The sequence below is a fragment of the Mycobacterium sp. AT1 genome, from assembly GCF_002043095.1.
Classification (GTDB): domain Bacteria; phylum Actinomycetota; class Actinomycetes; order Mycobacteriales; family Mycobacteriaceae; genus Mycobacterium.
Window position 1 is genome coordinate 74432 of the sequence record NZ_MVOC01000005.1, and the last position, 21195, is coordinate 95626.

The 21195-nt window shown below is 65.7% G+C and carries 20 protein-coding genes and 1 pseudogene; 18 read left to right on the forward strand and 3 right to left on the reverse strand.

What is annotated here, in order from left to right; translation table 11 throughout:
• Window positions 1-41 precede the first annotated feature (41 nt).
• From B1790_RS02405 to B1790_RS35595, 13 genes are all read left to right on the forward strand, one after another.
• On the forward strand, window positions 42-1232 hold the full coding sequence (locus B1790_RS02405; protein ID WP_079921541.1) for an amidohydrolase family protein: 1191 nt from the start codon (window positions 42-44) through the stop codon (window positions 1230-1232).
• The gene (locus B1790_RS02410; RefSeq protein ID WP_369832272.1) at window positions 1229-2677 is read left to right on the forward strand and encodes a FadD3 family acyl-CoA ligase; all 1449 of its coding nucleotides are present in this window, start codon (window positions 1229-1231) and stop codon (window positions 2675-2677) included. Before B1790_RS02405 ends, B1790_RS02410 begins: the two co-directional genes overlap by 4 nt.
• Window positions 2678-2823: 146 nt before the next feature.
• A complete protein-coding gene (locus B1790_RS02415; protein ID WP_079921701.1) occupies window positions 2824-3747 on the forward strand; it encodes a hypothetical protein in 924 nt (307 codons plus the stop codon).
• Window positions 3744-4346, forward strand: a complete 603-nt coding sequence (locus B1790_RS02420; protein ID WP_079921542.1) for a twin-arginine translocation pathway signal — start codon at window positions 3744-3746, stop codon at window positions 4344-4346. The genes B1790_RS02415 and B1790_RS02420 overlap by 4 nt, the downstream gene beginning before the upstream one ends.
• Before the next feature lie 192 nt (window positions 4347-4538).
• On the forward strand, window positions 4539-5804 hold the full coding sequence (locus B1790_RS02425; protein ID WP_142270974.1) for an amidohydrolase family protein: 1266 nt from the start codon (window positions 4539-4541) through the stop codon (window positions 5802-5804).
• A 92-nt stretch (window positions 5805-5896) separates the two neighbouring features.
• Window positions 5897-6967: an acyl-CoA dehydrogenase family protein gene (locus tag B1790_RS02430; protein WP_079921543.1), complete on the forward strand. Its 1071-nt coding sequence runs from the start codon at window positions 5897-5899 to the stop codon at window positions 6965-6967.
• 2 nt (window positions 6968-6969) lie between these two features.
• Complete coding sequence (locus B1790_RS02435; RefSeq protein ID WP_079921544.1) at window positions 6970-8154, forward strand: acyl-CoA dehydrogenase family protein; 1185 nt, start codon at window positions 6970-6972, stop codon at window positions 8152-8154.
• Window positions 8155-8183: 29 nt separating this feature from the next.
• Window positions 8184-9065, forward strand: coding sequence for an acyl-CoA thioesterase II (locus B1790_RS02440; protein WP_142270995.1), 882 nt, complete (start codon window positions 8184-8186; stop codon window positions 9063-9065).
• 19 nt (window positions 9066-9084) lie between these two features.
• Window positions 9085-9912, forward strand: a complete 828-nt coding sequence (locus B1790_RS02445; protein WP_079921545.1) for a lysophospholipid acyltransferase family protein — start codon at window positions 9085-9087, stop codon at window positions 9910-9912.
• A gap of 90 nt (window positions 9913-10002) precedes the next feature.
• Entirely contained in the window at window positions 10003-11325 is a 1323-nt protein-coding gene (locus B1790_RS02450; RefSeq protein WP_079921707.1) for a serine hydrolase domain-containing protein, read from the forward strand.
• Window positions 11322-12500 carry an NAD(P)/FAD-dependent oxidoreductase gene (locus B1790_RS02455; RefSeq protein ID WP_079921546.1) on the forward strand — a complete coding sequence of 393 codons (1179 nt, stop codon included), beginning with the start codon at window positions 11322-11324 and terminating at the stop codon, window positions 12498-12500. Before B1790_RS02450 ends, B1790_RS02455 begins: the two co-directional genes overlap by 4 nt.
• 84 nt (window positions 12501-12584) lie before the next feature.
• Window positions 12585-12893 carry a hypothetical protein gene (locus B1790_RS34945; RefSeq protein ID WP_198951894.1) on the forward strand — a complete coding sequence of 103 codons (309 nt, stop codon included), beginning with the start codon at window positions 12585-12587 and terminating at the stop codon, window positions 12891-12893.
• A 14-nt stretch (window positions 12894-12907) separates the two neighbouring features.
• Window positions 12908-13033 carry a hypothetical protein gene (locus B1790_RS35595; RefSeq protein WP_255407241.1) on the forward strand — a complete coding sequence of 42 codons (126 nt, stop codon included), beginning with the start codon at window positions 12908-12910 and terminating at the stop codon, window positions 13031-13033.
• Here the strand turns inward: B1790_RS35595 and B1790_RS35160 are convergent.
• A pseudogene (locus B1790_RS35160) lies at window positions 13034-13120 on the reverse strand (AbrB family transcriptional regulator); the annotation flags it as partial.
• A gap of 291 nt (window positions 13121-13411) precedes the next feature.
• On the opposite strand from B1790_RS35160, the gene B1790_RS02465 reads away from it, so the two are divergent.
• Complete coding sequence (locus B1790_RS02465; protein WP_142270975.1) at window positions 13412-14344, forward strand: class I SAM-dependent methyltransferase; 933 nt, start codon at window positions 13412-13414, stop codon at window positions 14342-14344.
• 129 nt (window positions 14345-14473) lie between these two features.
• On the forward strand, window positions 14474-15814 hold the full coding sequence (locus B1790_RS02470; protein WP_079921548.1) for a threonine/serine exporter family protein: 1341 nt from the start codon (window positions 14474-14476) through the stop codon (window positions 15812-15814).
• 14 nt (window positions 15815-15828) lie between these two features.
• Here the strand turns inward: B1790_RS02470 and B1790_RS02475 are convergent, their stop codons facing one another.
• Complete coding sequence (locus B1790_RS02475; protein ID WP_142270976.1) at window positions 15829-16383, reverse strand: hypothetical protein; 555 nt, start codon at window positions 16381-16383, stop codon at window positions 15829-15831.
• A gap of 126 nt (window positions 16384-16509) precedes the next feature.
• Between B1790_RS02475 and B1790_RS02480 the strand changes: the two genes are divergently transcribed.
• From B1790_RS02480 to B1790_RS02490, 3 genes are all read left to right on the forward strand, one after another.
• On the forward strand, window positions 16510-17958 hold the full coding sequence (locus B1790_RS02480; RefSeq protein WP_079921550.1) for an alpha/beta hydrolase family protein: 1449 nt from the start codon (window positions 16510-16512) through the stop codon (window positions 17956-17958).
• A gap of 238 nt (window positions 17959-18196) precedes the next feature.
• Window positions 18197-19540, forward strand: a complete 1344-nt coding sequence (locus B1790_RS02485) for a hypothetical protein (protein ID WP_142270977.1) — start codon at window positions 18197-18199, stop codon at window positions 19538-19540.
• A gap of 104 nt (window positions 19541-19644) precedes the next feature.
• Entirely contained in the window at window positions 19645-20220 is a 576-nt protein-coding gene (locus B1790_RS02490; protein ID WP_079921551.1) for a hypothetical protein, read from the forward strand.
• A 328-nt stretch (window positions 20221-20548) separates the two neighbouring features.
• Here B1790_RS02490 and B1790_RS02495 read toward each other — a convergent pair whose 3' ends face one another.
• On the reverse strand, window positions 20549-21121 hold the full coding sequence (locus tag B1790_RS02495; RefSeq protein ID WP_198951890.1) for a TetR/AcrR family transcriptional regulator: 573 nt from the start codon (window positions 21119-21121) through the stop codon (window positions 20549-20551).
• Between the last annotated feature and the right edge of the window lie 74 nt (window positions 21122-21195).

The following is a 21195-nucleotide window of genomic DNA, read 5'->3' on the forward strand; positions in this document are numbered from 1 at the left end:
TATGAGAATATGATTCTCACAAACGATAAGGAGAATTCCGAATGGGTCAGCTTTCGCACCGGGTCGACATTCCTTTTCCGCTGTTCGACGCGGACAACCACCTGTACGAGCCGCCCGAGGCGCTAACCAAGTACCTGCCGAAGGAATACAAGGACGTCGTCCAGTACGTCGAGATCAACGGCCGCACCAAGATCGCGCTGCGAGGCCAGATCAGCAACTACATCCCCAATCCCACCTTTTCGGTCGTCGCCAAGCCCGGCGCCTGGGAGGAGTACTTCAAGTTCGGCAATCCCGACGGCAAGAGCAAGCGCGAACTCTTCGGTGAGCCGATGAAGGCCATCCCGGCGTTCTTCGAGCCTGCCCCCCGTCTGGAGAAGATGAACGAGCTGGGGCTCGACCGTTCGCTGATGTTCCCCACACTGGCAAGCCTCATCGAGGAACGTCTGGCTGACGACCCCGTCGCCATCCACGTCATCGTGCACGCGCTGAACGAATGGCTGCACGAGGTGTGGGGCTTCAACTACCAGAACCGCATCTACACCACCCCGGTCATCACCCTGCCGATCGTCGAGAAGGCCATCGAGGAGCTCGAGTGGGCGGTCAAGCGCGGAGCCCGGGCGATTCTGATCCGGCCGGCCCCGGTACCCGGCTTCCGTGGCCCTCGATCGTTCGCGCTGCCCGAGTTCGACCCGTTCTGGCAGAAGTGCGTCGAGTACGACGTCTTCGTCGGGATGCACTCCAGCGACAGCGGTTACTCCCGCTACACCTCCGAGTGGGACGGCGGCGCGCAGGAGATGCTGCCGTTCCAGACCAACGCGATGTCGATCCTCAACGAATGGCGGCCGATTCAGGATGCCGTGGCGTCCTGGGTGATTCACGGCGCGCTGTTTCGGTTCCCAACGTTGAAGGTGGGCATCGTCGAGGCCGGCTCGAAGTGGATGTTCCCGCTTCTCGATTCGATGTCGGAGGTCTACAAGAAGGCTCCCGAGGCCTTCCTGGGCAACCCGATGGAGGAGATCAAGAACCGCATCTACGTCAGCCCGTTCTACGAGGAGGGCATCGACGAACTGATCAACCTGATTGGCGTCGACCAGGTGCTCTACGGGTCGGACTGGCCGCACCCCGAGGGCCTGGCCGAGCCCACCCACTACGTCACCGCCCTGGATCACCTCTCGGTCGACGATCAGGCAAAGATCATGGGCGGCAACCTGTCCCGCCTCATCACTGCGTGATCGAAGCCCACAGCTGGAATACCATCCCAGAGATGGTCGCGAGCGCAGCGGACCGTTTCGGCGATGCCGAAGCCGTCGTCGACGGTCCGCTTCGCCTCACCTTCGTCGAGCTCGTCGACCGGATCGCCCGCGCGTCGGGCGCTCTCGCCGAACTTGGCATCCGCCCGGGTGACCGCGTCGCGCTGTGGGCGCCGAACTCCGTGCACTGGATCGTGGCCGCCTTCGGCGTGACGGCGGCCGGTGGCGTCCTCGTCCCCGTCAACACGCGTTTCACCGACGGCGAGGCGGCCGACGTCATCACGCGCAGCGGGGCCAAGGCCGTCCTGGTGCGAAGGGGCTTCCTGGGCCGCGACTTCGACGTCCCTTCGGGGATTCCGGCGCTCGACGTCGAATCGGACGTCCTGGCTTCGGGCGTGCCCTACTGGTGCCCGGTGGACGGCGCTGACATCGCCGACGTCGTCTACACGTCCGGGACCACCGGTAAGCCCAAGGGCGCCATGATGAATCACCGTCAGACGCTCCGGATGTACGAGGAATGGGCCACGCTCGCGGACCTGCGCGAGGGCGACCGGTACCTCATGATCAACCCCTACTTTCACACCTTTGGGCTGAAGGCCGGCCTGGTGGCGTCGTTCCTGCGCGGAGCGACGATGCTGCCCGTGGCAGTGTTCGACCTCGCAGAGGTGGTCGATCTCATCGAACGCGAACGCGTCACGATGCTGCCCGGTCCGCCGACGGTCTATCACTCGCTGCTCGCAGTGGCCGACAAGACCAAACTGGCCTCGCTGCGAGCCGGGGTCACCGGAGCGTCCGACATTCCCGTCGAGCTGATCCGCCGCGTGCACGCCGAGCTTCCCTTCGAGACCATCATGACGGGATACGGCCTCACCGAGGCGGGCAACGTGACGCTGTCGCGGCCCGGCGACTCCTTCGCTGACGTCGCCACGACGGCTGGGGTGGCCTGCGACGGAGTCGACGTGCGACTGGGCGAGGACGGCGAGGTGCTGGTCCGCGGTTACGGCGTCATGCAGGGCTACCTCGACGACCCCGTGGCGACCGCCGAGGCGATCGACGCCCACGGCTGGTTGCGCACCGGTGACGTGGGGGAGTTCACCGAGTCGGGTCGGCTGCGCATCGTCGGGCGCAAGAAGGACATGTTCATCGTCGGGGGTTTCAACGCCTACCCGGCTGAGATCGAGGGCATTCTCGCCGAGCATCCGGCCATCGCCCAGGCGGCCGTCGTCGGAGTCCCCGACGACCGGCTGGGTCACGTGGGCAAGGCCTTCGTCGTGCTGCGCTCGGGTGGCGAACCGCCGACGGTCGAAGGCCTGCGGTGCTGGAGCCGCCAGCGAATGGCCGGCTACAAAGTCCCTCGGTATGTACAGTTCCTCGACGAGTTACCCACCAACGCCGCCGGCAAGGTGGTCAAGGATCGTCTCCGCTAGGCGCGAGCACAGCTTGGAGAACAACGTTATCGCTGCAAAAAGGGCATTCTCGACGTGAAAAACTCGGGTACTGTAGATCTAGTAGGCAAAATTGATAATGTCATTCTCGTATGGCAGTCACCGTGGAAGTCGAGACAGGAGGTCGGATGCCGACCCCGAAGCGAGCCTCAACAGTGCTCAACGGCAAGTCTGCCGAGCACGCGATCATGACGCCGCACGATGACGACCCAACCTCTGGCGCAGAAGATCTCGCGGCGCTTGCCGACGAAGCGGAAGCCGAGGCGCTGGCGGCCGAGGCGGCCGCTGCGGCTGCTCGTGCACGCGCCCGGGCCGTGAAGCTGCGTCGACGGGCGAACACGACCACGACGACCGCAGCGTCGGTAGAAGCGCCCCCGCCCGACTCGCTCGGCGCCGTCTTCGAGACCGGGGCGACCACTCGAGAAGTGCCGACCCCGGAAACCACGGACGTCGACGAGGTGGCCGCGGACGCGCCCGAAACCCTCGAAGCATCGGAATCCCCGGAAGGGTTCGACGCCTCCGACGACACGAGGTCGGATCGTCGTCGCTTCCGCCTGCGGGCGCCCCGATTTCGAGTCACGTGGGTGGCGGCCGCGCTCGTCGTCCTGTGCACTCTGGGCTTCCTCGGAGGCTCCGGATACATGATGTGGCACCATCGCCAGGTCGTGGCGGAGCAGCAGCGCTCGGCGGAGTTCGCCGCCGCTGCCCGCCAGGGCGTCGTGACCTTGATGTCGTTGAACTTCAACAACGCGAAGGACGACGTCAAGCGGATCATCGACAACACCACTGGCGACTTCAAGAAGGACTTCGAATCCCAGTCCGAGCAATTCGCTTCCGTGGCACAGGCTTCCAAGGTCATCACTGAGGCAACGGTTAGCGCGACGGGCGTCCAGTCGATGACCAAGGACACCGCGACCGTGCTCGTCGCGGTCACCACGCAGGTCTCCAATGCCGCCAGCAAGGAGCAGCAGCCGCGTTCCTGGCGGCTCCGGGTCGACATGGCCCGAGACGGCGGTCAACTCAAGCTGGCGAAAGTGGAGTTCGTGCCATGACTTCTGACGAAGTGGACGTCGAGGACCTCGATGTCGAGGCAGCCCAGGACGACGCGACCGATGACGTCGACGGCGCCCCTGCCTCGGAAGAGGTAGCGCCAGGACGGGGCGGGAACAGGCGCCTCGTGGTGCCAATCGTGCTCGCAGCCTTGTTGATCGGTTCCGCCGGCTTCGCCTCTTGGGTCTACCTGAACCAGTTCCAACCGGACCGGGAGACGAACGCCGTGGTGGCAGGCGATGTCGTCAAGGCAGCGAGTGACGGCTCCATCGCCATGCTGTCGTATGCGCCCGAGTCGATGGACAAGGACTTTGCGGCCGCCAAGTCGCACCTGACCGGAGACTTCCTCAACTATTACACCCAGTTCACCCACGACATAGTGACTCCCGCGGTCCAGCAGAAGTCGGTGAAAACCTCTGCGACGGTTGTGCAGTCGGCCGTCTCGGAGCTGAAGCCAGACTCGGCAGTCGTCCTGCTGTTCCTGAATCAGACGACCACCAGCAAGGAGAATCCAGCCGGTTCCTTCACCGCGAGCTCGGTGAAGGTGGGTCTCACCGATGTTGGTGGCAACTGGCTCATCTCGTCATTCGACCCCGTGTAGACGGCGGCATCACGGCGAGTAACCCGGAGCCCAGGCGGGCGACCACGCTGGGGCGCGCTTGCTCGCGCCGCGATCAAAGTGGTTGTCCGACAATAGATTTCACGAGTATGACCTCTTTACAAAGCGCGCCAGATCTGCCATCTTGAGAGAAAGGCCGCCTCTCGAAGCGGCAGCCACATCGGAGGAAACATCTTGAACGTCGACGATCTAATCCTGGTGAGCATCGACGATCACGTCGTCGAGCCACCGGACATGTTCCTCAACCACGTGCCCGCGAAGTACAAGGCGGACGCGCCGATCGTGGTGACCGACGACAAGGGCGTCGACCAATGGATGTATCAGGGCAAGCCGCAGGGCGTGAGCGGGCTGAACGCCGTGGTGTCGTGGCCGCCCGAGGAGTGGGGCCGCGATCCCGCCGGGTTTGCCGAGATGCGGCCGGGTGTCTACGACGTGCACGAGCGCGTCCGCGACATGAACCGCAACGGCATCCTCGCGTCGATGTGCTTCCCCACGTTCACCGGGTTCTCCGCCCGCCACCTCAACCAGTTCCGCGAGGACGTCACCCTGGTCATGGTGTCGGCGTACAACGACTGGCACATCGACGAATGGGCGGGCAGCTACCCGGATCGCTTCATTCCCATTGCGGTGATGCCCACGTGGAACCCCGAGGCGATGTGCGCCGAGATCCGCCGAGTGGCCGCCAAGGGCTGTCACGCGGTGACGATGCCCGAACTCCCGCACCTGGAGGGCCTGCCGAGCTACCACGACGACGACTACTGGGGCCCGGTCTTCCGCACGCTGTCCGAGGAGAACGTGGTGATGTGCCTGCATATCGGCACGGGATTTGGGGCCATCAGCATGGCGCCGAACGCGCCCATCGACAACCTCATCATCCTGGCCACCCAGGTCTCCGCGATGTGCGCCCAGGACCTGCTGTGGGGACCCGCGATGCGCAACTACCCCGAGTTGAAGTTCGCCTTCTCCGAAGGTGGAATCGGTTGGATCCCCTTCTATCTCGACCGCAGCGACCGGCACTACACCAATCAGAAGTGGCTGCGCCGCGACTTCGGTGACAAGTTGCCGAGCGACGTGTTCCGCGAGCACTCCCTTGCTTGCTACGTCACCGACAAGACGTCGCTGAGACTGCGCCACGAAATCGGCATCGACATCATCGCCTGGGAGTGCGACTACCCGCACTCGGACTGCTTCTGGCCGGACGCGCCCGAGCAGGTGTTGGCCGAGTTGAACGGGGCGGGTGCCGACGACGGGGACATCAACAAGATCACCTGGGAGAATTCGTGCCGATTCTTCGGCTGGGATCCCTTCACGAGGACGCCCAAGGGTGAGGCGACCGTCGGGGCCTTGCGCGCCAAGGCCACTGACGTGGACGTGTCCATTCGGTCCCGCAAGGAATGGTCGGAACTCTATGCACAGAGGAATCTGACGACCACGAAGTGAGACACAGTGATTCGGAATGCGCGTCGTGGGCCAGGCCTCTCGCGGAAGCCCGGCACAGACGTGGCCGACAGCTAGACCCGGGAGGGCTCACGATGGACCGCTACGAATTACGCAGGCTCGACTACAGCCTCACCGACGATCACGTCGACCTGCAGATTGCGTACCGAAAGTTCTTCGAGACCCACTGTCCGATCGAGGTGGTCCGCGCCGCCGAAGCGTCCGGGTTCGACGAAGGGCTGTGGGACCGATTGTGCGCCACGGGTGCGACGACGATGGCGTTGCCCGAGTCGTGTGGTGGCGACGACGCCACCTTGGTCGACCTGACGCTGGTGTCCGAGGAGATCGGCCGCTCGATCGCGCCGGTGCCGTGGATCGACCACGTGGTCGCCACCCGCCTGCTTGCCCGATTGGGCGTGCTCGACTCCGATGACGACGTCACCAGAGATGTCGTCAACGGGAGGTCCCTCGTGGGCATGGACCCACGGGTCGACGGCGCGGGCGGTGCCCGGTTGATCGGCCCGGGTTCGGTCGCCGACCACGTCCTGATCTGCGACGGTGAGGACGTCGTGCGGCTGACCTTCGACATTCCGTGCCCCAAAGTCGAGAACCTCGGCCACCTTCCGATGGCCTGGGTCGACCCGGCCAGGGCCGACGTCCGAACGGTGGTGGGCACGGGGCCTGCCGCAGTCGCTCGGTATCAGCTGGCAGTCGACGAATGGCGGCTTCTTACCGCGGCAGCGCTCGTCGGACTGGTGGAGAAGACTCTTGACGGCGCAATCGAATTCGCGAAGAACCGGCACACTCTCGGCGTGCCGATCTCGACGTTGCAGGCCATCTCGCATCCGTTGGCCAATATTGCCATCGTCGTCCAGAGCGGCCGTAACTTGGCCCGGCGGGCGGCGTGGTTCCTCGACCACGAACCCGGTGAGCGGTCCGAGTTGGCGGCGTCGGCCTACGTGTTCATGACCGAGGAAGCAGCCAAGGCCGCGACGACGGCCGTTCACGTGCAGGGCGGTCTCGGCGTCTCGGTCGAGGCGGCGGCGTCGGCGTATCTGGTGCGGGCCAGGGGATGGCCGTTGGCGGGTGGCGACGTCGGCACCGCTGCCGCGCGGATCGCGGAGGTCGTCGTGGCGCGCGAGAGGCGCGCCGGCGCAACGGCGTAGCAGTGGACTTCTCACGGGTGCCGTTGTCCGACGACGACCTGGCCTTCGTCGGCCGGGTCCGAACCTCGTTGCAGGCGTGCGTTACCGACGACGTCATCCGACGCGACCGGGAGACCGGCGAGAACTTCGACGAGTCGGTACACGTCGCGCTCGGCGAACAAGGCTTCCTGGCCGGCGACTTCCTCGTGGAGTCGGACGGTGGGTTCAGCCCCGTGCAACGGCGCATCTGGGAGCTGGAGGTCGGACGGGCGCGCACGCCGTGGTTCCACTGGGGCACCACCGCGATGGTCGGCCGGATCGTGCGAGCGCTGGGGTCGCCGGAACTGGCGGACGAGGTCCTGCCGGGGGTGCTCTCTGGCCAGATCCGGATGTGTCTGGGATTCACCGAGCCCGACGGTGGTTCTGACGTCGCCACGTGCAAGACCAGGGCGGTGCGCGACGGCGACGTCTGGGTCGTCGACGGCTCCAAGATGTACACCTCGAACGCACACCACAGCCGGTATGTCTTCCTGCTCACCAACACCGACCCGACTGCGCCAAAACACCGCAGTCTCACGATGTTCCTGGTCCCGCTCGACACCACGGGCATCGAGATCCAGGGCATCCGCACCGTCGACGGGGACCGCACCAACGTCGTCTTCTACGACGGCGTACGCGTCGACGACAGGTACCGCATCGGTGACGTGAACGACGGCTGGAGTGTGATGCGCGAGGCGTTGAAGGTCGAACACGGCATTCGGGAGCGCGACGACCAAGGCCTGCAAGCGCTTTCGACCATGTCCCACCACGGGACTCTCATGGCCCAGGCGGTCGACGGCGTCGGGGCGATGATCGGGGACGTGAAGGCCGACGGTCGTCGCCTGGTCGACGACGGGTCGGTCGGGTTCCGCTTCGGACGGATCGTCGCCCGGATGGAGGCGGCACTGAGCGCTTCCGGGATGTTCGGGCGCGTAGCGCTCGCGCAGACCATGCGCGACATCGCCCCGGAGCTCATGGACGTCGCGGGGTCGGCGTCGAGCCTGCCCGCAGACACCCCCGGGTCCGTCGACGACGGTGCGGTGGAACACCTGTTCCGGTTGGCCGTCCCCACGGGCATCTACGGAGGCACCCTCGAGGTGTTCCGAAACATGATCGCCCAGAACGTGCTTGGACTCGGCCGACCCAGTTACTCGCCGGTGACGAAGTGACCGAGGAGATGACGAAGGTGGAGGTCGACATGACGACGGAATCGAATGCGGTGCTCTGGTCGCTCGGCGACCTGCTGGACTTGTTCGAGGTGGCAGCCGACGGACCCGACCGGTTCGTCGGGGAAACGGGTCTGGCCGGCGCCGACGACCGGCAGGTGGTCGAGGGTACCCAGGTGGTGGCCCAGGCGATAGTGGCCGTCGGAAAGCGGTTCGAGGACAAGTCGATCCGTTCGGTGCACGCCGTGTTCAGTCGGGCAATTCAGGTCGGCTCGCCGGTGGAGTTGGTGATCGACGTGGTGGCCGAGGGCAGGTCAACGGCGACTGCAATCGTGTCCGCACGGCAGCACGGCCGGCGTGCGATCACGATGACGGTGCTTGCCGACGTCCCGTCGGCCGACGTGATCCGCCATCAGCTGGCGCGTCCCGAGGTGGGTACGCCTGCCGACGCCAACGAGGGGGACATGCCGATGGAGGGGCGGCAACTGCGCCTGGTCGACGTAGTGGACGTCAACAGTCCCGACGAGGTCGGGCCACCGGAACTCCATGCGTGGGTGCACTACGACCCAGTTCCCACCGGTGACGCGTTGGCGAAGGCGTTGTTGGCCTATTTCACCGGTCATTTGGGCATTTCGACCACGATGCGGGCCCATGCGGGAATCGGAACGGCCCAGGCCCATCACACGGTGTCCACGGCGCCGATGACGGTCGCCGTCAGCTTCCACGAGCCGGTGTCCTGGGATGGTTGGCTGCTGTACACCCATGAGAGCACCCAGGTTGGCGCCGGGATGTCCTATGTTCGCGGAGCCGTGCACACCGAGGCGGGGCAGCTCATCGCATCCTTCACGCAGGAGGGGCTTATTCGTCCCCTGCGGCAAGCCGACACCGACATCGAAGTCCGCTCGCGGCTGTGAGATCGGTCGGCGACACCGCATGTGTCGAATCGACGTTGGGGGCGCAGTGGACGGCACCGAGCACGCAGATACCGCCAACTGGGATCCCGTGTTTACACGGCACTTCAAGAATGCCGTCGGACCGATCGTCAGGAGTTATTTTCGTGCCAACGTCAACGGTCTAGATTCGTTGCCCGCCACCGGCGGTGCCTTGGTGGTTTCCAATCACTCGGGCGGTGTCTTGACCCCTGACGTGCTGATCTTTGCGCCGGCCTTCTACGACGCCTTCGGATACGACCGACCGCTGTTCATCTTGGCGCATTATGGCGTTCTGCTGGGCCCACTGGGGTCAATCTTCTCCCGTGCCGGCGGTATCGAGGCTTCTCGGGAAAATGCGGCCAAAGCGCTGCGCTCAGGAGGGGTGGTGCTGGTGTTCCCCGGCGGGGACTATGACGCCTTCAGGCCGACCCGGGCGGCGAACACCATCGACTTTCAAGGTCGGATGGGTTACGTCCGGACGGCCATCTTGACTGGTGCGCCGATTGTCCCAATGGTGTCCATCGGTGGTCAGCAAACTCAGCTATTCCTGGCCCGTGGAGACGCGTTGGCCAAGCGTCTGGGGCTAAACCGCATCCGGTTGAAGGCGCTGCCGCTCACCTTCGGTCTGCCCTTTGGGCTCACTACCGTTCTGCCGCCCAATCTTCCACTGCCCAGCAAGATCATCATGGAGGTCTTGGAGCCGATCGACGTCGCCGACCGGTTTGGTGACGACCCCGACATCGACGAGGTCGATTGCTACGTGCGGTCAGTCATGCAGGCAGCGCTCGACCGACTGAGTCGCCAGCGCCGCTTCCCGCTGCTGGGTTGAGACGGCCTCGCTGGACCTGACGTCGTGCACCGCAGGCGCTGACCTTTGAGTGGGGCAACAACACCCCAACTCCCTGATAATGTGGTTCTCATGTTTCGGAAGGGGGCTTCTCGGGCCATTCGCCGCGCACTCGGGTCAAGTGAAAGTGGCGCAACCCGCGACGTTGGGAGCCTGCCGCACGGCATCCAGGGTGCCGCGGATCCGCATTTCGCCAGTGCCGTGCGTTTCTTCGCCACCCTGTTTCCTGGACCCCGGTATGGGGGTGGGGCGCTCGCCGTGTACCAAGACGGCCGTCCAGTCGTGGACGTGTGGACCGGATGGGCTGATCGGCGCGGGGAAGCGCACTGGACGGCCGACACCGCAGCCATGGCGTTCTCCGCCACGAAAGGCGCGGCATCGACGGTCATTCACCGGTTGGTCGAACGCGACCTGTTGAGCTACGACGCTCCGGTCGCCCGGTTCTGGCCGGAGTTCGGTGCCCGTGGCAAGTCGGCGATCACCGTCCGCGACGTCATGGCACACCGCGCGGGGTTGTCCCTACTCGGCGGGGTCGGCTCGGCCGATCTGTTGGACGAACGTCTGATGGAGGAGCGGTTGGCGGCTGCGCCGTCCGACCGGTTGCTGGGCAAGTCCGCCTACCACGCGCTGACCTACGGCTGGCTGGTCTCGGGGCTAGCGCGAGCGACGACCGGCCTATCCATGCGCGAGCTCTTCCGCTCAGAGCTGGCGGGGCCACTGTGCACCGAGGGCCTGTACCTCGGACGTCCGCCGGCGGGCTCACCGGTCCAGGTCGCAGAGATCCTGATGCCTCAGGGTGTGACGAACAGCGGTTTGCTCGGATTGCTGTTTCCACGGCTGGCCGCGTCGCCGTTGTCCGGTGGCCTCGGCGCGTTTTACGTCCCGGGCCTGAAATCCCTTCTGCAAGGTGACATGCCGTTCCTCGACAGCGAAATCCCGTCGGCCAATGGTGTCATGACGGCTCGCTCCCTGGCCAAGATGTACGGTGCCATGGCGAACGGCGGCCACATCGGTGGGACCCAGTTCCTGTCAGCTCAAACGGTCGCCGGATTGACCGGAAGGCTGTCGCGACGCCCTGACCGAAATGTCGTCGTACCCATGTCTTTTCACCTTGGCTACCACGCCTCGCCGGTTCCGGGGGTAATGCCTGGATTTGGGCACGCCGGCGTCGGTGGATGCATCGGGTGGGCCAATCCGGCCACGAAGACCGCCTTTAGCTTCGTGCACAACCGCCTCATCACTGCAATGATCACCGATTACGCCTCCATCGGAGTGCTGGCAGCGCTGCTCGACCGCAGCGCCGCGGCCGCCCGCAAGAATGGCGTCGACGCCGTGCCCGATTTCGGTACGCCAATTACGCCGTCATCCACGCTCCACCGGGGCGGGTCAGCGTGACCGGCGATCATGGCGTCGTCATCGTCGGCGGCGGACTGGCCGCCGTTCGCGCCGCCGAACAATTGCGCCGCGCCAACGATTCGATGGCCATCACCATCGTCAGCGACGAAGTCCACCTGCCGTACGACCGGCCACCCCTGTCCAAAGGCGTGCTGCGTGCCGAGACCGACGACGTCTCTCTCAAATCCGCCGAGTTCTATGCCGACAACCAGATCACCGTCCGCCTCGGCTCCGGTGCTGCCAGCCTGAATTCCGTTGCCAAGACGGTGACCCTCCTCGATGGTGACGTGATCGCCTACGACCAGCTGATCATCGCCACGGGCCTTACGCCGAACCAGATTCCGTCATGTCCCGACATCGCGGGCGTGCGGGTTTTGCGCACACTAGACGAGAGCTTGGCACTGCGTGAGCATGCGGGCTCGGCACGGCGGGCCGTCGTGATCGGCGCCGGCTTCATTGGCTGCGAGGTGGCAGCCAGCCTTCGCGCACTCGGCGTCGAGGTGGTGCTCATCGAACCGCAACCGGCGCCTCTGGCATCGGTGCTGGGCGAAGAGATTGGAAAGCTCGTTGCCCGGCTGCACCGCAACGAAGGCGTCGACGTCCGATGCGGGGTCGGCGTCAGCGAGATCAAGGGCACTGCGCACGTCGAATACGTGGTGCTCTCCGACGGCGTCCAGATCGCAACCGACGTCGTCGTCGTCGGCATCGGCTCCAAACCATCCGTCGAGTGGCTCCGCGGCAGTGGGGTCGACGTCGAGAACGGGGTCATCTGTGACGGTGTCGGTCGCACCAACACCCCCAACGTCTGGGCGCTCGGCGACGTCGCGTCCTGGCGCAATGAGCGCGGACATCAAGTCCGCGTTGAGCATTGGAGTAACGTCGCCGAGCAAGCACGTGTACTCGTGCCCGCCTTGGTGGGTTCCGGCAGCGGTTCCGCCGGCAGGGTGGTGCCGTACTTCTGGAGCGACCAATATGATGTCAAGATTCAGTGCCTCGGCGAGCCGGAGGCGGACGACATCGTCCACGTGGTCGCCGACGACGGCCGCAGATTCTTGGCCTATTACGAGCGAAATGGTGTGATCGTCGGCGTGGTCGGCGGAGGGATGTCGGGGAAGGTGATGAAAACCCGCGGCAAGATTGTCGCTGGTGCGCCAATTGCCGACGTCCTCGGCTAAGTCTCATTCACCGGCGTTGGTGACGGCGTGGTGAACGGTAAGACTAGACCTCCGTGATTTCTCTCAGTCAGAAACCGTTTTCTCGTGGCGCCAACCCAAACAGCAGATCGCCGGCGGCTTGGCCCCGCGAATCTTCTTCCGGGCGAGCAACTGTCGGCAACGCGAACCAACCTGATCCGCTACCGCGCGCCGATTGGCGGATGCAAACCAACAGCCTCGACGGCGGACCTCCTGCACTACGGCAAGACAACCACGCTGGGGGAGTTCGACGTCGACGACGTCGACGCTTTCACGGCCGACGCGACGTGCAGTGAACTGAACCTGAATTACGAAGTACTGTCCTTCGCCATCGAGTTGGCGTTGAATGTCGCTGATGGGCCAGCTGTTTCGTAAGCCCAGTCATCGCCGTGCCGAAACGTGCTCTCCTTCTCCCGTTGCTGTCGGAGTCGCCGTTGATCAGCAGGAACCGGTGGGGCCGGCCGCAGCTCGACTACACCGTCCTCGCGCTCGGTGATTTCGACTTGCGCGCCTGACTCGTCGAGGTGCAGGCGGCGTCGCAAGTCTGCGGGCAACGCCACGATGCCCCGGGGTTGCACGGCCACGACGCCATGGAATGTCATGGTTCCACGATCCCACACACCACCGTATGGCCGTAGAGCTTTGGCGTTCGGGTGGCAAGACCAGTGATGGGTCGGTGGGATGGATAGCCCTGACGTCTTGCCCAAGTTCCGCGGACGCTGATCTCTGGAGGGGCCGCCGCCGCGGCGTCACTAGGTTTGGGTTTGTTGAGCCGAGCGTCTGATCGGGGAGTGGGGGAGCCCAAGCATCGCGTTTCGAAGTAGCAGACTGCCAGTTCGCTGATCGTTGTTCCATCGGGACATGTTTGTTGCACCAGTGGCGTTTTGAACTGAGTGAACATAAAACGAGGACACGATGATGCGTGGGATCTGACGACAACTGTGGGAGCGACAGCGACGCTAGTCGCCGCCGCCAGGGCCGCCGCAAGCCGACAGCCGAATCCGCTGATCGTCGACGAATATGCTGAACCACTCGTACGCGCGGTGGGCGTCGACTTCTTTAGCGGGCTGGCAAGCGGCGAACTAGACTTCGCCGACGTCGGGGGCAACGCACGAACTGGCTGGATGCCGATCACCTGGGCGGTGAGAACGAAGTTCTTCGATGACTTCCTTCGCGTCGTCACCACCGAGCAACACATCCAGCAGGTGGCGATTCTGGCATCCGGTCTGGATTCGCGCGCCTATCGTCTGGAGTGGCCCTCGCACACGACAATCTATGAGATAGACCGGCCGGAGGTAATCGATTTCAAGCAGACCACGCTCTCAGCGTTGGGGGCGATCCCGTTGGCCCCGGTTCGGGCGATCGGCAAAGATCTGCGGGAGGATTGGCCTACGGCTCTGCGTCAAAGTGGATTCGACGACAACAAGCCCACTGCGTGGGTGGCAGAGGGATTGTTCATCGGATTCTTGTCTGGGGATGCGCAGGTGCGGTTGATCCAGCAGATCACCGACATGAGCGCCCATGGCAGCCGTTTGGCGGTCGATCATCTTCCTGGCCGGGCTGATGCCCTCAGCGAGATGATGCGAACTATCGGCGATGACTGGGCTCGCCTCGGGCTGAACGTCGACTTCGCGAATCTGTACTTCATGGGCGACCGCGGTGATGTCGAATTTGAGCTACAGGCGCGGGAATGGTCGGTCGTGGGCACCAGCCGAGTCGCATTGTTCGCAGCCACCGGCATCGACGTGAAGGAGAGCGCAGGAACTGTCCCAATGCGCTACGCGACCGCGAGCCTTGGATATGACGCCGCGCCACAACTCACGTGATTTGTGGCATCGCGCAAATGCCCAACAGCATTTTCAGTGTGTCGCAAGGGCGAGAGCATCGGCAGCAGTGGTCTTGCACGTTCTCACCTCACAGCTTCCGTCCATGGTGCGCACCGAGAATCGGCGAGCATGACCGACGAATGGTTCACGCGGGTACGGCAGGTCGTCGACGGGTGCCGAAAGGAACCTCATCGTGCCCTCGTGGACGACCACGTCCACACGGAGACCGACGTCGCCGCCATGCTCCGTGAGCTCGGTATCGCGCTGGTGGAAGTCGAGCAGCCGACGCAGATGGTGGCCGCCAGACTGCTGGCTGTTGCGCGGCGCTACACGGCGGAGGACGTTCGAGTGGTCGTCCTCCCGCGGGTGCTGTTCATTCAGGTGGGCACGGTGGGCTACGAGGTGGACGTGACGACGCGGTCCACCGCACAGCTGGACGTAGCGGGTCGGGTGGACGACATCGCCGAACTGGCGGCAGCGGGAGCGATCACTCCCGCCGATGCCATCGCGTCGTTGCGCGCTGCCCGGTCGATGAGGCCGCGGTTCGGTCCGGTGATGGTCGTCATCGGCTACGCCGTCACCACCGTCGGGTTCGGCATGTTGACCGCACCCACGTGGCGGCTCCTGGCGGCCTACGCCCTGCTGGGCGCAGTCGTCGGCGTGGTCGAACTGTTGGGCAGACCGTTCCCCCAATTGGCACCGGTGCTCCCGATCGCAGCGGCCACGATCGTCACCGCTCTCGCCACCGTGATCGCGCCGGCCGGGGGAGATGGTGGACTGCTGCGACTCATCGGACCCGCACTGGTCGCCATCCTGCCCGGCATGGCGTTGACGCTCGGTGCCATGGAGCTTGCCGGCTCCTCGATCGTCGCCGGAGCGAGCCGCCTGGTCTACGGCGTCGTCCAATTGATGTTGATCGTTTTCGGGGTGTCACTTGGCCTGCACCTGATCCCCGGAGGGCCCCCGCATGCCGTCAGTGCCTCCGTCGGCTCCTGGGCGGCAAACGTGGCGATACTCGTGATCGCCGTCGGTCTGTACGTTCACCTGTCCGCTCCACGCGGCTCGCTGGCCTGGCTCATCGCCGCGGTCGGCTTGGCTCTCGTAGGCCAGAGGGTCGGGGGACTGTTCCTGTCGGCGACGCACGCCGGGGCAGTCGGCGCGTTTCTGGTGGTTCCGTTCGCCGCGACGGCTGCCCGCGTCAAGACCGCGCCACCGGCACTGGTGATGATGCTCGCCGCCTTCTGGGCGCTCGCTCCGAGCGCAGTCAGCTTCGAGACCCTGGGCGACGCCATCACTCTCGGACGCGATGCCCTCCCCATCGTCGGCGGCTGCATCGCCGCGATCTTCTCGATCGCGTTGGGCACGCTCATCGGGTGGAGCGTGTTCAACCCGGTGTCCAGCAGCAGGGCCACGGCCCCCGAGGAGTTCGCGGTCGCCGGTGGTTCGAGCTCTTACCCGCCCTTCCCGTGACCGCGGATCGCGAGTCAGGCCGGGCCAGCCGCCGTGTCCGGGAGGCCGCAGGCCCGGTTCAGCTCGACGCGTGTCAGCATCACGGTCGAGGCAACGGCGTAGTCGAATGTTCTATCAGCCAGCGCGCTAAGCTCTCCGCGCTTGGCGGTGATGTAGGAGTGGGCAGCTGTCTTCACGCCGACGGGATCCGTTGGCGCGACATGCAACCCGAAGCGGTCGAGAGCATCGTCCACTGCAGCCGCGTGATCATGAAGGGTCACTCTTGCCGAGCCCGCATCCCAGTACCACCCGGCGGGCAGCGCGGACGTCGCGTCAATCCTGCGCTTGGCGGCCGGCCATGCGGCGCACGTGGCACTTGCCTGTCCGCCACGGGCGAAGACGGAATGCGAGTTCGCCTGCCAATGGTCAACCGTGCACGCGATGTCGCTCGCGCCGATCATCGTGACGACGGTCAGTGCGACTGCGCTGGACAGTGCCGCCACGCTCCACGCGAGACCACGGTGCCGCCACGGCAGGCGTCGTGGGCTTCGGGCATCACCGTCCCCGGTCTGGTGGTTCTCCGATCCCATGCGGTCCACTGTCGTGCACGGACTTCGAGGCCAGATGAGCCCACGATGTGAATTGCTTGGACGTATCGCCGGTTCGCGCGACGTCACGGACAGCAATGCTCAAGGTTCGGTTGATCAGATGTCGACATGGGACCGCCGTCTACCAAGGTCGCTGCCCTTGGCTGGTGGGCCGACACCTTCCGTCATGACGTGGCCCGTCTTTCTCTGATCCATGGCTGGCTCCCGACGTTGACCCAACTCGTTGCGGTGTTGCTCGTGGTGGGGGCGGTCACCGCGCCCGCGACGCGACGGCGAGCTCGCGGCCTGGCCGTCTCGGTGGCCGCCGGCGTGTCCCTGGCGGTGTGGGCCCACTGGTACATCGCCTCGGTGGGGGTGGCCGGAGATCCGGCGCCGTGGCGGCTGTGGGTGTGGATTGCGCTGACCGGACTCTCTTGTGGCGCATTCGTACTGGGCTGGCGTCGTTCGCCCTGGCGGCGTCGGATCCCGGCCCTTCTGTCGATGGTGGGGTGCGCGCTGAGCGCGACGTTGGCGATCAACGCATGGGTTGGATACTTCCCCTCGGTGCACACCGCCTGGAATCAGTTGACCGCGGGGCCGCTGCCCGACGAGACCGACCGGCTCGCGGTGACCGCGATGCAGATGACCGGGGCTCGGCCCACCAAGGGTGTCGTGGTGCCCGTGACCGTCAGCGCCGACGCGTCACGGTTCGCCCATCGCCGCGAGCTGGTGTACCTGCCGCCGGCATGGTTCGCCAGCAACCCGCCTCCACGGTTGCCCACGGTGATGATGATCGGTGCCCAGTTGAACACCCCTGCGGACTGGCTGCGTGCCGGCAATGCGGTGACCACGATCGACGACTTCGCCGCCGCGCACGCTGGCTACGCTCCGGTGCTGGTGTTCGTCGATCCGACCGGGGCGTTCGACAACGACACCGAATGCGTCAACGGCAGCCGTGGCAACGCCGAGGATCACCTGACCAAAGACGTTGTGCCCTTCATGATCTCGAACTTCGGTGTGAGTGCCGACCGGGCCAACTGGGGCATTCTGGGATGGTCGATGGGCGGTACCTGTGCAGTGAACCTGGTCGCGCGGTATCCGGAGAGGTTTAGTGCCTTCGTCGACGTCTCGGGGGATCTCGGCCCGAATGCCGGGACCAAGGCGCAAACCATCGACCGACTGTTCGGCGGCAACGCCGACGCGTGGGCGGCATTCGATCCGACGACGGTCATCGTTCGACACGGGCGCTACAGCGGGGTGTCGGGGTGGTTCGAGGTGGCGGGGGACCCTGGCGGCGTCGGCTCGACGACGCCGAAAGAGGCGGGCAATCCGGAGGGCCAAGACCTCGCCGCTCGTTCGTTGTGCATGCTCGGCCGCGTGCATGGCATGCGATGCGTGGTCGTCGCGCAGCCGGGAAGGCACGACTGGCCATTCGCCGCCAACGCCTTTGCCTCCGCTCTTCCTTGGCTGGCGGGGAGGCTGGAAACGCCCGGCGTACCTCGAGTTCCGCTACCGGGGCTGGCGTCAGATCCCTCGTCCGCCGTGGCCGAGGGGAAGGTCGAGGCGGCGGGAAGGTAGCCGGCGTGGCGAAGGTGCAGCTGCTCGCCGCGGTCGGCCGGGCCGCCTACGGCTCGTACGGCTTCATCCGCGTGCGTCATGCCGACATGTGAAGAACGGCTTCGGCCGCGGGTGAACTTCGGCGGGCCCCAGAACGTGGTAATCCTCGGAGCTCTTTGACGCAAGGGCTCTCGTGCCGGCTGAGCCCGTCGAGGAGACGAATGCTGACAAGAACAGTGACAGTAGTGGGAGCGCCCGCGTGAGCGACGAGGTCCTGGACTTCGTCGACCAGGCGCTCTTCCTCGGCTTGCGGGCCACCGGTCAGTCGGCGGTGACGCAGATCGTCTGGGTCTACGAGCACGGGATCGACCTCGACGGCGTCCGGCGGTTTCATCAGGACATGGGTTTCGGGATGGCGGGCAGGCTGATCGAGCCGTCGATCCTGCCGTTCGGACGGCATCGGTGGGTGACGTCGACGGGTCCGGCAGCCCCGCTGCGGATGGCTTCGTCGCCGCGCCCGCGTGCCGAGCTGAGTGACTGGATCGACGAATGTGCCCAGCTCCCAATCGATCCCGAGTTCGGACCGTCCTGGCACATGAGCGTGCTCCCCATGCTCGACGGCTCCACGGCAGTGAGCCTGGTCGGGTCGCATTGTGTGGCGGACGGCGGTGGAGCCCTGCTGACCGTGTACGAGGCCGTTCTGGGAGCCCGCCGCAACCTGCACTATCCACCGCCTCGGTCGCGAACCAAGCGGCAGGCACTGGTGCGCGACCTTCGCCAGACCGCGCACGACCTTCCCGAGCTGGCGCGCACCCTCGTCGCGGCGGCGCGGTTCCTGGCTCGCGCGCGTGCGAACGCCGCCACGTCGGCCAGGAAGAAGGCGACAGCAATTGCAGGACAAGATCTCGACGCCGTGGTGGTGGCACCTGCGGTAGCGGTGCTCGTACCGATCGACCTGTGGGACGGGCGGGCCGCCAGTCTCGGGGGCAACAGTTATGCGCTGCTGGCCGCGCTGTCGGCCAGGCTCGCCGTGCACCAAGGACGTGAACTCGCCGACGACGGGACGGTCGGTCTCATCGTGCCGATCAACGACCGCACCCTGGAGGACACCCGGGCCAACGCCGTGAAGCTGGCGTACGTCCGCGTCGACACGAACCTCGTCACCAAAGAGCTCAGCACCACCCGGACGGCGATTCGTGAGGCTCTCCAAGTGGCGCGCTCGCAGCCCGACCAGGCGCTCGCCCTGCTCCCGCTGACCCCCTTCGTCCCGAAGGCCGCGGTGCGGGGGGCGGCCGATCTGGCCTTCGGCTTCACCGCAGAGCCGGTGTCGTGTTCCAACGTCGGCGACCTGCCTGCCGAGGTGGCGCGCCTCGATGGAACCCCTGCCGAGCAGGTGCTCGTGCGGGGAGTGGACCAGCACGTCACGCGCCGGGTGCTCGAGGAGCGACACGGTCTGCTGACGGTGGTGTCCGGCCGGATAGACGGCACGGTGAGCATGACCGTCGTCGGCTATCAGCCGGGAGCGGAGAATTCCAAGGCGCGCCTGCGGGAGCGGGTCGAAACGGCCCTGGGTGAACTCGGGATGACCGCCCTCATCGTGTGAGCAGCGCGTGCAGAGGCTTTGCGGCGCAACCACTTCGCTGGATTGCTGAACCAATCGCGAGGCCACGTCGTGTTCACACTAGTCACCCGAACGGAAGGACCCCCGTGATCATCCAGTCCTCGCACACCCCAACTGACGCGACGAGCACTCGAACATCGGCGCACGCCGGTGTCTTCGGCACGCGATGGCTCCATGGCGCTGCAGTCGTACGCATCCTCTTCGGGGTCCTCTGGGCATTCGACGCCGGCTTCAAGTGGCTGCCGGGCTTCCGCGGAGGACAGACGCTCCCCGACGAGCTCAGCAGAGCCGCCAAGGTCCACACGCCCGTCGTCCATCAATGGCTGCAACTTTGGAACACCGTCGCGCTGCTCAACCCCGGCGCCTTCGCGACCGTGATGGCCATCCTCGAGACTCTTGCTGCCGTAGCGCTGGTATTCGGTGTGCTGTCCAACGTCGCGTTCATCGGAACGGCGGTGCTGTCGTTCGGCATCTGGTCCGGAGCTGAAGGGTTTCACCTGCCCTTCCACGGCGGCATGACCGATCTCGGCCCGTCGGCGGGTTACGTCTTCGCCTCGCTTGCGCTGTTCTTCGCCGCAGCGGGCTCAACTTGGAGCGTCGATACCTGGTTGGGGCCGCGGCTGGGTCGGGTCGCCTGGCTGGCCGCCCCGGCGGTGCGCTGAGCCGGCACCGGCTCGCCGTCGGACGTCCTCGAGCGCACGCCCCTGACCACGCCATGTCTAGCGCACGGATGCGGAGAACGTCCGTACGTCGCCAGGTAAGGCCGAATTGCGCTAGTGGCCCGAAGAATAAACCCCTTACCCGGCCGTCACCGGGGTGCGATCAACTCGTTCAACTTCACCGTTGGCACTTCGACCGCACACTATGTCTCCCGCCCCTGCGGTGTCGCGCTGCGACGCCGATGTGCGTCCCGATGGCACGAAAGCGTCGTCGGCGATGCGGGTGTCGGCTGACTTAGGGTCGGTGATCACACGGGCGGCGACGGTCTGGTCAGGCGGATGGGGCCCGGCGCATCCCGTCGATCACGAGTGTCAGCAGTCGGGACCGTTGAGCGTCGTCACGGCCCTGATCCCCGAGCCAGGCGATCGCAGCGGCGACGTCGAGCAGATCCGCACTCGAGACGTCATCACGCAGCCGCCCCGCGGTCACGGCGCGGTCCAAGAGAGCCGCCCCGGCGCGCTTGCTGCGCTTGCACGAGGTGTCGTCACCAGCCTCCGGATTGACGAGGGTGCGTGCCAAGCCTTCGAAAAGACCTGCCTGGGCGACGAAGGCGTCGAGCCAATCGGCAAGCGCAGCAACGGGATCTGCGGCATCCAACAGTTCCTCACCGCGTTCGGCGAGGCCCAGCAGGCCGTCGTCGATGACCGCCAGCACCAGATCGTCACGGCTGGGGAAGTGCCGGTACAGCGTGCCGGCCCCCACGCCCGCGGCCTTGGCGATGTCGTCGAGGGATGCGGTGACGCCGGCGCGCTGGAACGCCGCGAGCGCGGCGTCCAGCAGGGCGCGCCGGTTGCGGACGGCATCGGCCCGCAACGGCCGTGACGGGGCGGGTGAAGTGGTCACGCGGATACCTCTCTCGACAAGCGGAGACACTCTCCGTATGGTTACCGGAGACATTCTCCGAATTCTAGCGAGGT

Excerpts from the sequence above, each read along its gene's own strand:
- B1790_RS02405 (WP_079921541.1), top strand. The coding sequence starts at position 42 with ATGGGTCAGCTTTCGCACCGGGTCGACATTCCTTTTCCGCTGTTCGAC.
- B1790_RS02415 (WP_079921701.1), top strand. The coding sequence starts at position 2,824 with ATGCCGACCCCGAAGCGAGCCTCAACAGTGCTCAACGGCAAGTCTGCC.
- B1790_RS02420 (WP_079921542.1), top strand. The coding sequence starts at position 3,744 with ATGACTTCTGACGAAGTGGACGTCGAGGACCTCGATGTCGAGGCAGCC.
- B1790_RS02430 (WP_079921543.1), top strand. The coding sequence starts at position 5,897 with ATGGACCGCTACGAATTACGCAGGCTCGACTACAGCCTCACCGACGAT.
- B1790_RS02440 (WP_142270995.1), top strand. The coding sequence starts at position 8,184 with ATGACGACGGAATCGAATGCGGTGCTCTGGTCGCTCGGCGACCTGCTG.
- B1790_RS02445 (WP_079921545.1), top strand. The coding sequence starts at position 9,085 with ATGTGTCGAATCGACGTTGGGGGCGCAGTGGACGGCACCGAGCACGCA.
- B1790_RS02450 (WP_079921707.1), top strand. The coding sequence starts at position 10,003 with ATGTTTCGGAAGGGGGCTTCTCGGGCCATTCGCCGCGCACTCGGGTCA.
- B1790_RS02470 (WP_079921548.1), top strand. The coding sequence starts at position 14,474 with ATGACCGACGAATGGTTCACGCGGGTACGGCAGGTCGTCGACGGGTGC.
- B1790_RS02475 (WP_142270976.1), bottom strand. The coding sequence starts at position 16,383 with ATGGGATCGGAGAACCACCAGACCGGGGACGGTGATGCCCGAAGCCCA.
- B1790_RS02480 (WP_079921550.1), top strand. The coding sequence starts at position 16,510 with ATGGGACCGCCGTCTACCAAGGTCGCTGCCCTTGGCTGGTGGGCCGAC.